Annotated in this window: 10 protein-coding genes and 1 pseudogene; 5 read left to right on the forward strand and 6 right to left on the reverse strand. The window is 35.8% G+C overall.

The window, feature by feature from the left end:
- Positions 1-127: 127 nt before the first annotated feature.
- Entirely contained in the window at positions 128-1,132 is a 1,005-nt protein-coding gene (gene srlE / locus EB239_RS03760; RefSeq protein WP_003871418.1) for a PTS glucitol/sorbitol transporter subunit IIB, read from the forward strand.
- Positions 1,133-1,407: 275 nt separating this feature from the next.
- On the opposite strand, the gene EB239_RS03765 is transcribed toward srlE, so the two are convergent.
- Positions 1,408-2,826 carry a transposase gene (locus tag EB239_RS03765; RefSeq protein WP_003871455.1) on the reverse strand — a complete coding sequence of 473 codons (1,419 nt, stop codon included), beginning with the start codon at positions 2,824-2,826 and terminating at the stop codon, positions 1,408-1,410.
- 160 nt (positions 2,827-2,986) lie between these two features.
- Between EB239_RS03765 and EB239_RS03770 the strand changes: the two genes are divergently transcribed.
- Both EB239_RS03770 and EB239_RS03775 read left to right on the forward strand, forming a co-directional pair.
- Positions 2,987-3,367, forward strand: coding sequence for a PTS glucitol/sorbitol transporter subunit IIA (locus EB239_RS03770; RefSeq protein ID WP_003871454.1), 381 nt, complete (start codon positions 2,987-2,989; stop codon positions 3,365-3,367).
- Between the two features lie 137 nt (positions 3,368-3,504).
- Entirely contained in the window at positions 3,505-4,173 is a 669-nt protein-coding gene (locus tag EB239_RS03775) for a transaldolase family protein (protein WP_003871453.1), read from the forward strand.
- Between the two features lie 231 nt (positions 4,174-4,404).
- On the opposite strand, the gene EB239_RS03780 is transcribed toward EB239_RS03775, so the two are convergent.
- Entirely contained in the window at positions 4,405-6,042 is a 1,638-nt protein-coding gene (locus EB239_RS03780; protein ID WP_003869710.1) for a transposase, read from the reverse strand.
- 184 nt (positions 6,043-6,226) lie between these two features.
- Here EB239_RS03780 and EB239_RS14855 point away from each other — a divergent pair, with 184 nt between their 5' ends.
- Positions 6,227-6,349: a hypothetical protein gene (locus tag EB239_RS14855; protein WP_267127634.1), complete on the forward strand. Its 123-nt coding sequence runs from the start codon at positions 6,227-6,229 to the stop codon at positions 6,347-6,349.
- Between the two features lie 239 nt (positions 6,350-6,588).
- Here the strand turns inward: EB239_RS14855 and EB239_RS15200 are convergent.
- Positions 6,589-7,071, reverse strand: a pseudogene (locus tag EB239_RS15200) (transposase); the annotation flags it as partial.
- A 159-nt stretch (positions 7,072-7,230) separates the two neighbouring features.
- Between EB239_RS15200 and EB239_RS03790 the strand changes: the two are divergent.
- Positions 7,231-7,590 carry a PTS sugar transporter subunit IIA gene (locus EB239_RS03790; RefSeq protein WP_003869932.1) on the forward strand — a complete coding sequence of 120 codons (360 nt, stop codon included), beginning with the start codon at positions 7,231-7,233 and terminating at the stop codon, positions 7,588-7,590.
- 177 nt (positions 7,591-7,767) lie between these two features.
- Here the strand turns inward: EB239_RS03790 and EB239_RS03795 are convergent, their stop codons facing one another.
- The 3 genes from EB239_RS03795 to EB239_RS03805 are packed head-to-tail and all read right to left on the reverse strand — an operon-like array spanning position 7,768 to position 11,533.
- Positions 7,768-8,211, reverse strand: coding sequence for an aconitase X swivel domain-containing protein (locus tag EB239_RS03795; RefSeq protein ID WP_003869931.1), 444 nt, complete (start codon positions 8,209-8,211; stop codon positions 7,768-7,770).
- A 13-nt stretch (positions 8,212-8,224) separates the two neighbouring features.
- Positions 8,225-9,514 (reverse strand): aconitase X, encoded by a 1,290-nt coding sequence (locus EB239_RS03800; protein WP_003869930.1) that lies wholly within the window; start codon positions 9,512-9,514, stop codon positions 8,225-8,227.
- Positions 9,515-9,529: 15 nt separating this feature from the next.
- Positions 9,530-11,533 carry an oxidoreductase gene (locus EB239_RS03805; RefSeq protein ID WP_003869929.1) on the reverse strand — a complete coding sequence of 668 codons (2,004 nt, stop codon included), beginning with the start codon at positions 11,531-11,533 and terminating at the stop codon, positions 9,530-9,532.
- Between the last annotated feature and the right edge of the window lie 127 nt (positions 11,534-11,660).

Here is an 11,660-nt window from a genome sequence, read left to right on the forward strand (position 1 = left end):
TATCTTAGATAAATTGCTTAACAGAAGAAATGAAGTTAAACAAAAATATTTATGAAGCCTTTACTAAGGAAATTTTTAGTTAAAATACTTTTAATAACACAAAATTTACAATAAAGGAGGATGAAAAATGAGCAAATATAGGAGTATAAAGATAACTGCGGGGCCAGGTGGATTTGGTGGACCTTTAATTATAACGCCTACAGAGAAAAGAAACAAAGTTGTGACGATTACAGGAGGAGATATTTCACCTGTTGCGAAAAGGATTGCTGAGTTAACGGGTTGTGAACTGATAGACGGTTTCAAAACTACAGTTCCAGATGATGAAATTGCGTGCGTAATAATAGATTGTGGTGGAACATTAAGGTGTGGTATATACCCTCAAAAAAATATACCAACAGTAAATTTGACACCTGCTGGCCCAAGCGGTCCGCTTTCACAATATATTAAACCTGATATATATGTCTCAGGAGTTAAAACGAACAACATAGAACTATTTAATGGGCCTATAGAAGAGATAAAAGCTAACATTGAAGAAGTTGCAGCAGCAACTCCAAAGCCAAAGTATGATACAAGTAAAAAAATTAGTGAACAATCAAATACAGGAAATTTAATGGTTAAAATAGGTAAAGGCATGGGATACTTAGTTGGGGTACTATATCAAGCAGGGCGTGATACTATAGATACAGTATTAAGGACGATTCTTCCATTTATGGCTTTTGTATCTATGTTAATTGGCATAATATTAAAATCTGGAATAGGCGATGCGTTGGCACATGTATTAACGCCTCTTGCTGGTACATTACCTGGATTGTTACTGATATCAGCAATTTGTTCTTTTCCATTTCTTTCGCCGTTCTTGGGACCTGGCGCGGTAATAGCTCAGGTTATAGGTGTATTAGTTGGTGTTGAAATAGGCAAAGGCCATATTCCTCCACAATTATCTTTACCTGCTTTATTTGCAATAAACTCACAGGCAGCATGTGATTTTATACCTGTGGGGCTTGGACTTGCAGAAGCAGAACCGGAAACAGTAGAAGTTGGTGTACCATCTGTATTGTATAGTAGATTCTTGACTGGTCCTACCACTGTATTTGTTGCATGGCTTGCAAGTTTTGGCCTTTATTCAAAATAAAATGGTAAAATAATAAGGGAATAGAAGATAGTACCACTATCTTCTTTCCTTATTATTAATTAATGTTAAGAATTTTAGGTGATTGCAAAATGAGATAAATATTAGAGTAAAAAAGTTACATTACAAGGAACAAAATAAAGAAATTACATTTTAAAGGCACGCTCAAGAGGGGAAAAGAGAAATGGAAGAAAGATACAAATTCAAAAAAGACAATACCTAACACACCTTTTTAATGTAAAAAGGTGACAAACGAATCAAACCATAAGAACAAGTTATCAAGCCAAAAGTTTTTTCAAAGATAAAGGATGTTCAAAAGTACCAAGTTTTGCAGTAATAATTAAACCAATATGTTGAGTGATAGCCCCAAGAAAAACATCAGCTTTGATTGACCTGGTATTTATGAGTTTAAAGCTATCAACAGCGATAGAACTTTTTAAAAGAGAAATAGATTTTTCAATAATAGGGCGTTTTTCATAAAGTTTGGACCACTTTTTAGAGTTACGAGGGACAACAGTGTTTTTTCTAAAATCAATATCAAGGGTAGTATAGAATATTCTGCCGCATTTAGAAGAGGTACAGGGGTTATCACATTGAAGGATATAAGTAGTTTTACCGTTTAGTCTAACTTTTTTGGACATAGGGCAAAGCCATTTAATTCTGGTAGTTCTACCTTTTTCCCGGACGATGCCATCATAGGACATTTTAAGAGAAGGGTCACGGGGGCAGGTAGGGATACCATCAGAGTTAAAAGTAGGCTGAGGTAAGTTTTTAGAATTTCGAGGGTTAATAGGGATAATAGGGATTATGCCATGCTCTGAGAACAAGTATTTGTAATTATCAAAAGAATCAAACCCAGCGTCACCTAAGAAGTATCTATAAGAGAAATTAGGATGTAAATTAAAGAATTCCTTAAGAGAAGGGATTAAAGTTTTAGAATCGTACAAATCTTTAGACTCGGCAGCAGATTTAGCAGTATTGACATTTAAAGAATCATCGTCATAGAAACTAATATGCTGAATAATGCCTAAGCCATTAGTGAGGATGGTAGCTTTGATAGAGTAACAATAATGGCCATTAATATAAGAGAATTTAGCATCAGGATTAGAGTGAGCGAACTTAGGCATTTTAGAACAAGCATAAGAGTGGGCATCAAAATCAGGATTAGATTTAGAGAACTTTTTAATATTTCTATAAAGGGAATCAAAGAACTTAGGATTATTTTCTCTGACATAAGGTTGAAAGCCAGTAGTATCAGCGATGAGGATATTAGAAAGTGAAGGATTAATAGCCTGACAAATAGGCTCAGTTAAATTAACAAGATTATTGAAGAAATTCTCCAAATCTTTGAGGAAAATGGATTTAAATCTAGAGAATTGAGAAGGATGAGGGACTCTTTTAAAGCCACAAAGCTCTCTTAATTCTTTAGAGAGCTTAAGAACATGGACAAGGAGTTGAACAGTAGGGATAGAGAGAATTTTTTGGATAATCAAAGAAGTGAGCATAGATTCAAGAGAAAAATCCCTATGACGCCCGAAGTGAGAATAATAATGGGCGTAAAAAGAAGGTGGAATAAGTTCAGATAAATCAATAAAGGAATCAAAGAGTTTAATAAACTTGGGTTTATCTTCTTCAAAGAAGGATTGAACATCATCGTAAATATCGGAGAGAGAAAGTTGTTTAGCTTTGATTTTCATAGGATTTCCTCCATTTCTTTTTGGGATTTGGTTCTCTATATAAATTCGACGAAAGTGGAGGAATTCCTTTGAAAATATATAGCAGAATCCCTTAATCCATAAGGATTTTGGGATTCTGCAAAGACCTAAATGTTAAGAATTTTATTAGGAGGAGAGCAAAATGAATACTATTTATGAAACGATAGTTACTAAAATAGGTGCAAAAGCACAAGATTTTTATTCAGAAAAAATTGTTATATTATTTGGAGATAATGTTCCGGATGAATTAATTGAGTATTGTGTACTACATAATAATAACATAGATAAAGCGCATATAGATTATAAAAATATAGAAGTTGGAGATATACTTAAGATAAATGAAGAAAAATTTAAAATAACAGCAGTGGGTGAATTGGTCAATATTAACCTTAAAAATCTAGGACACATTACTATAAAATTTGACGGAAGTACGATAGCAGAACTACCCGGAACTTTACATGTAGAAAATAAAAATATACCAATTATAAATGTAGGGGATGCAATAGTAATTGTGAGGGAATAATAATAATTAATTTACCATAAAACCAAGTAGAGATGTGTGTTTAACTTTGCTTTTCATAGATTTTCTCCGTTTCGTTTTGTTTAGTTTATGAAAAATTTAAGGTTATACAAGGGCAAAAAGAAGGGAGGAAAATTATTATGTTATTATTAATGGATACAGCTAACATAAAAGAAATTAAACAAAGCATTGAAATGTATCCGATAGATGGTGTAACGACAAATCCTTCTATAATAGCAAAAGAAAAAAGGGATTTTATTGAATTATTGAAGGAAATTAGAGATATAATAGGATATGATAAAATGCTTCATGTACAGGTTATTAGCCAGAAAGCAGATGAAATTGTAGAAGAAGCAAAATATATAAATAGAGAAATAGGAGGAAATTTATATATAAAAATACCCGTAATACCTGAAGGAATAAAAGCCATAAAAATGCTTAAAGGAGAAATAAAAACAACGGCAACTGCTGTATTTACACCTCAACAGGCTCTTATAGCGGCTAAATCTGGTGCCGATTTTGTTGCGCCTTATGTAAACAGATTAGATAATATATCCGCAAATGGCATTAAAGTTGTATCAGATGTTGTAAAACTTATAAATATATATAATTTTAATACTAAAGTTATTGCAGCAAGTTTTAAAAATGTCGAACAAATTTATGGAGTATGTATGGCTGGAGCTCATGCTATTACGGTTAATTATGATATGATAAATCAAATGATTTTCCATCCAATGACTGATTGGAGTGTGTTGCAATTTGTTAAAGATTGGGAAAATTTTTATGGTAATAAAAAAATACGAACATAGGAAATTATATTTAGAAGTAATTACAAATAGGTAAAATTTAGGATAATACGAAAATATGAAATAACATAACTATGATTCTAGTGTAGAAACTCAATTTTAGAATCTGCTTTTCTGTACTTTGACAAATTTATTTAGGTAAATTGTGGTAATTTGCACCTATGATAACAAAAATCCAGTTTAAAGTCCGCCAAGAAAAGCTTATATTTTACCTTTATAATACGTTATTACCATTTATTGGGCCAATATGGGCACACTTCCCCCTCGGACCTTTGGAATAGCTTTTTTAGCTCGCTCCAACATGTATCTTGCAAAACGCTTAAAGTTCTGGGCCAATACCTTTAAGCCTACGTTTACTCTACATTTTACAAGTCCCCTTACTCGAAGCTTCGAAAGACCATGACCCCTCTTCAAGGCTGAATTGGTACCTTCTATTGCAGCTCTTTTGCTCTTGTCTTCCTCACACCTACATTCTATCTTTTCCCGTTGTTTGGCTGCTTCTATCGATTTTAGATTTATCCTCACCACGTAATCTTTTTTCTGTTCTTTGCAGTAACATTGATTTTTCAATTCACACATTGCACAGGCTTCTTTTGGAAAATGGGCCACCGTCTGCCCCTTCTTAACACCGGCATGGATGGGTATTATTCCCCTTGGGCACTTCGTTATCACTTTCGTTTCTTCATCTATTTCATATTCGGTCACTGATATCCTAGAAATAGGCTTCCTGCCGCTTAAGTCGGTAAAGTGGAGTTCCACACCGTTTTCTTTTGCAATTTGCACTACTTCTTCGGAGTAATAACCACCGTCTACATAGACTTCTTGGCATTCAGTATTTTGTTTTACAATAGGTAGTCTTTCTTTTAAAAGTTCTACATCGCTTTTTATGTTCTTTTCTACCGTATAGTCTGTTATGAGCTGGAAGGGATTTTCTTTTGAACAGGTTTCGCTGAGGTTTAAAACGTATCCGCTTTCAGCTTTGTTCCCCTTCTTGCGATAAGTAGCATCCTCATCGTATGCTGACTGAAGGGAATCGCTGGGTATGCTTTTGCTGTCTTTGGCCTTGAGCCTCTTGGTTTTTTCGTCGTAGTACGCCTGTTCTGACAGGAATCTTGCGAGGATTTTATATGCATCGGATTTTTCAAGTCCGGGAATGTTTTCGATTGTTTCCTTTGCTTCTTGGCACAGATTCAAGAGTATTTCGAGCCTGCTTTCGCTTTCTGAAGGCTTGGTTTTATGTATCACTTCTGTCTTGAATTTAGGGTTGAGGACTTCTTTCAGGTTCTCTGAAAGTCTATCTTCAGGGATGGATTTTACTGCCCTGTAAAGTACATCAAAGGCAAGGGCGATTCTTCCTGCTTTTTTGATGTTTGACATGAACATGGTGGAGTCCATGCGCTGTTCTTTCATGGATATGCCTGCTTCTTTGGCAAAAATACTGGTAAGATTTAGAAATTGCCCGAATATCAAGTCCTCTTGTTCAGGATGTTTTATGAGGTATTGGTATATCCTTGATCTAAAGTCATACAAGGTTTTCTCTGAAAGGTTCATGCCTCCTAATGTCCTTATTCCTACAGCGTAATTTATCAGGTAATTGAAGTTAAAGTTTTCAATAAGTTCATCATCAGAGTAGTTTTTAAGGTGTTTTATGTATTCCAGGGAAAGGAGTATGTTAACCGGGAAGTTAGGCCTTCCTGTATCACTGTATAAGACTGAAAAGGGTTTTTCATCGATGTTGCAGAACACGTATTTATAGAATATGGGTGCCCATGATTTTTCTAGTTTAGCCTTTATCCTTGAATCCATGAAGTTAACACTTTCAAATAAAGATTGTTGAAAATGGTCGCTGTTTTCTCTAAACAAGTGCAACACCCCATTTGTTGTAATTTTTGCTTCTTTGATTCTAACATAATTCTATGAAAATTTGTACTACCTATATTTTTATGTTTATTTATTCAATCTATTTTATATTTATACTTCTTCATAAAGAAAAGAGGCTTTTTACACTAGAATCAACTATAAATAAATTGAGATTGCGGCTTTAAAATATTGAAAGATGAAATTTGATGACTACATTACAAAAGAGAGTTACTCTGTTAATATAAACTATATAAGAGTTTTACCAATTGCTATGACAACGGGGCAAATGACAGAGACCGTGGCGAGTAGAGCAGCATGAGAAATATTTTATTAAAACAGGGAGCTTTTTAAAAAAGAGGCATCAGAATAGGTCAAGTCCAAATTTCTGTATAAAAATTCCGCTGGATACAACCAGATGCTCATATTACCGCTGCACGGCCTATTATACTGCCTCCGGACATGTAGGTGTCAAAGATACGCTATCGCCGGGCCTTGACAGCCCTTGACACCAAGAGCCTTCAGCAGTTATTAAAAGCTACCGGTGGTGATAATGGTTAACTATCTTTTCTCTTGTTTTTTTTGCCATTTAAAATACTCGGCCGTATCCAAGTACTTTTTGCCACAAGACCATTTTTTCATCTTGTTGTTCCATTAGTAAAGTTCCGATTAGGAGAATAGCAGATTCTCGACTGGGGAATATCCTTATCACTCTTTCACGGCGGCAAATCACTTCATTTAGCCGCTATAACATATTAGTAGTGCGAAGTCTCCTTTGGTAAAGTTCAGCAAGTTCTAAAATTCGTATTGCATTTTCAAACCCCTCTTCTAAAACTTCCATTGCCATAGGTGCTTTATTTCTATATTCATCTAATACTTGTTTAGTACCATTCTTGCTGTTTTGGCATATGGTGCTTCAAATATAGCTCTTACCTTGGCATGGATTTCTTTTTGTAAAACTTTCGGAATTTTGTCAAGAATATTACGCATAAAGTGGGTTTGACATTCCTGCCAAGTAGCTCCTTGAAAATATCGACGAATAGAATAGCCTGTATAAGCTATTGCTATATGGTATACACGAGGTATTAGACAAGAGCAAAATAAAAGATATTCTCGGACTTGAATAAAACAGGGTGTTCATTGTGTTAGAAATTTATTTGGTAAAAAGAAAAGTGACACCAGGGAGAAATAATTACATCTCCGATGTCCGGCGATTTAGTTGATATTACAAATGTTCCCGAGCCGGTATTTTCACAAAAAATGATGGGAGACGGAATTGCTATAGTGCCGACCGATGGAGTGGTTGTATCACCTGTAGATGGTGTTGTCATAAATGTTTTTAGAACAAAGCACGCTATCGGCCTCCGTTCAAAATGTGGTGTCGAAATTATGATTCACATAGGCCTTGAGACTGTTGAATTAAACGGTGAAGGTTTTGAAATGTATGTAGAGGACGGTCAGGATGTTAAGAAAGGCGACAAATTGTTAACATTTGCTCTTGAAAAAATACATAGTAAATCATATAATTCTGATATCACCAGTAGTAATTACGAATATGGATGAAAAGGTAACGAAAATGGAAAAGTTAAATTTAGATAATACGGTTATTTGCGGTACACCAATTATGAGAGTTTTATTGAAATAATTTTAAAGAGTAAGGCATTTTAAGAATTTTGTCAGACTTACTCAGGACTTAAATTTCCGAGTAAGTCCGACATTTCATCGTTGCTATCGTAGCTTCTAACTTACAATCACAGTACCATCTTCACTTATTTCAATATGCTGTCCATCTTTTACAAATTCTAAAAATTCATCTCCTAATTGGTCAATAGTTACAATTTTTTTATTATTCCATACATAACAAAGTATAATCCCAGCAGCTGCAAGAGAATCTATATGCTTTGAAAAGAGCATTGCTTTTGGACCTATACCCAGTTCTGTAACGCTCTGTAGAATCATACCTCCGGTGGTGGAACCAATAGTTTGTGGAAGACAGATTATTTTACCCGCTAGATCCTTGTTGTAAAGATCTTTATTATTCTGATCGGAGCAAATTGCCTTTCCATTTCTATCATTAAGGCTTTTTAAATATGATGCGAGTATATTTAATCCTTGATGAGTTACAATGCTTTCTCCACTTACGTTTCCGCCAAGAACAACTCTTCCCTTAAACGTCCTTGTCAAATTCCACACCCCCTTATATATTCCCATTTACTATTATGTCTAATATATCATCGTCCAGGAAGAATCTGGCCGTAGAATAAGTTCTTAATTTATTTGAGTTTGTTATAATTGGTTGCTTTGCACACTCAGGATTACTCATGTACATAAGCGGGCATATATAAGTTAGATGCAATCCCATGTCAACCAATTTCTTATATGCCTCATTATCTAATTTAAACTTTGAAATAACGTCTGGAGCTGCGCATAATACAGTATTTATTGAAACCTTATCTTTCCCTGCTTTTGAAAGTCTATCAGAAATCTTTTCAACCCAACCATAAATTTGTCCAAGTGATAGATGGGGACATCCTATAAAGCACATAGTAGGCTTTGCATCTAAATCTTTCCAGAGTATCGGGTACGAATCAATTACTCTTTTAATCTCATTATCATCTATAGTATATATGCGGTAGTTTTCAACCAAAAGAGATCTCCCTTGCTCAACCGCTTCTGGAGTTATATTTTCCACATGATATAAACCCACGGCACCATTTGATGCACTAGCAGCACCCATATCTTTAAGGTAATCTAAAGTAGTACTATTAATCCCTTTTCCAAGGAATCTATCAAGACCCACAATATACGGTACATCCTCCATAACTTTCATACCTATTGCACTTCCTAAAACTTGTGCGTTTGGAAGTGTAGAAGTTTTGACTTCAACAAGCCATGTTGCCCGTCTTCCCTTATCCGTTACCAATCCAAATTCTGGCACTTTACCAATGATACCGCATAAAAGCTCTATAAGGGCAGACATTCGATTAGTTCTCGCACCTATTATAGAATTTGCATATACTACAGCAGAAGATTCAGCCCACGAGAGAATCTGCCCCTTTTTAGGAATGTTCCCGACTTCTGGCATGTAACATGTGCATGTAAATGCGCTATCATCCTTTAGGCCTAATTTTTTGAGCTGTATCTCATATCTTTCCTGATTTTCATACATAGCATTAAATATCTTTTTTTGTGCTTCGGTACATTCTACATTATCATAATCAATAGGTCTTGGATCTACCGTAAAAGGTTCTTTTGTTTTCAATCCTGCATTTATTAGTTCATCCATCATATCAAATACGCTTTCTATCCCTGTCAGCGCAAATGATGTAACCAAATGTACTGGACCATCAATAGGGAGAAGCCTTCTAGCTTCAAAGGCTTCTCCGTAAAGCACTACAGACTCCAATACTTTTCGCATCACTTCGCCATGTTTTCCCTCCAGTATCTCCTTTTCTTCATCGGTAAGTTCCATCTTATACTGCTTCATGGCTTATTCACCTCCTCAAATGTTCCTAGCAACTTCATAAGCATCCCAGATGGCATTCATGATATTTTGTACTTTTCTTGCATCACCCAGAAGGTAAGTTTCGGCCTTATACGGTGCTATTTGTTTATATAATCTGTTATCAGGATCATAACCTATTGCCATAATCACGCTGTCTGCTGCTATAATTTCTTCACCAGTTTCGGTCTTTACAACAGCTCCTGTATCATTTACTGCAGCTATAGAAGTATTGGTTCTTATTTCAACATTGTAGAATTTTAACAAATCCTTCAGCATTTCTGAATTCATATGCGGTATCGGCATTCCAGCTGATAATATGTCTTTCAATATTTCCACAATAATAACCTTCTTGCCTTGTTTAGCAAGCCACAGTGCCAGTTCGCATCCTACAAGACCACCTCCGATCACAACTACTTTATCTCCTACTTTCTTTTTCCCAAGCAGTACATCTGTGGCTTGCAAAGTTCTTTCAATACCCGGTATATTTAATTGTTTTGGAGTAGAGCCTGTAGCCACTACAACAACATCTGGATTAATTTCATCTACTAGTTCTTTTGTAACTTCTGTATTCAAATGCACATCGACTTTAAGATCTTTAAGTTGCTTTTCATACCAGTGCACCAATCTTATGTCATCCTTTTTAAAATCAGGAACCCCTGCTGCTAAAAGTACTCCGCCTAAAGTATCGCCTTTTTCGTAAAGACTCACTTTATGTCCTCTTGATGCGCAAATTCTTGCAGCTTCCATGCCTGCTACTCCACCGCCTATAACCATTACATTTTTTGTTTTTTCAGCAGGTTTTACCCCATATTCAGCTTCTCTGCCAACTTGTGGGTTAACAGCACAGCATAGTGGCTTTACCTGAGCTATTCTTCCCATGCAACCGTCGTGACAACCAAGGCATGGACGAATATCGTCTACTTTTCCTGATTTTATCTTATTGGGCAATTGAGGATCTGCTAAAAGGCCCCGCCCAATAACAATAGCATCGGCTTTTCCTTCCTCTAATGCACTGCTTGCTAACTCTGGATCCTCCATTCTTCCCGCCACTAATACCGGAACATTTACCACCTTCTTTAGTTTTTCGGTCAAAGGCAAATAAAGTCCCTTCTTTTGATACATGGGCGGATGGTTCCAATACCAGGAATCATATGTCCCTGCATCGGCATTGAATGCATCATAGCCTGCTTCTTCAAGTATTTTAGCGGCTTCAAGCCCTTCATCAATATCGCGACCAAGCTCAGTAAATTCCTCTTCAGCAAGTCCTCCCTGCCTTATACCCTTTATATAGCTCTTTACACTATACCTCAATGATACAGGAAAATCGTCTCCACAGGCTTTTTTTATAGCCTGAACTATTTCTATAGGGAATCTCAATCTTCCCATTAAATCTCCACCATATTTATCAGTCCTTTTGTTAAATAGTGCTATTGTAAACTGATCAAGTAGATATCCCTCATGTACAGCATGAATCTCTACACCATCAAAGCCGGACATCTTAGCTATAACTGCAGCTTCAGCGAACTTTTTTACAATAGTCTCGACTTCTTCGGTGGTCAGTTCCCTGCACATTATTTTAGGATTCCAAAAGTTCTCAATAGGCGACGGTGCTACGGCTTCACCTCTTAATATGGCTGGTATTGCCACTCTTCCAAATCCTGCTGTTAATTGCAAAAATATTTTTGAATCATAAGCATGTACCCTTTCAGTCATTTGACTGGCGGTTTTAATAAAGCTTACAGGGTTCAAGGTAGGACATGGCATTGTAGGCATAGCTTTTTTTTCAATTTCATTTTCCACGTAGCATATGCCGGTAATTATAAGACCAGTACCGCCTTTTGCTCTCTCAACATAATATTCAATGCCCTTTTCATTAAAAGCTCCATCAGGCGTTGACAATCCTCCGGGTCCCATTGGTGCCATCACAAACCTGTTTTTAATTTCAAGTTTTCCGATTTTAAAAGGTTCAAACAAGTTAGAATATCTTTTTTCCAACCTCATTACCCCCTCAAATTATTGATATAAATTTACTTCCTGCAAATACATACTAGTGTGCTGCCATTACCGCGTCACTTCGCTACTTGCGGTAAAAAGTTTGATTGTTAATAATCAAACAAACTTGTCGCTT

This window comes from Thermoanaerobacter ethanolicus JW 200 (assembly GCF_003722315.1).
Taxonomy (GTDB): domain Bacteria; phylum Bacillota; class Thermoanaerobacteria; order Thermoanaerobacterales; family Thermoanaerobacteraceae; genus Thermoanaerobacter; species Thermoanaerobacter ethanolicus.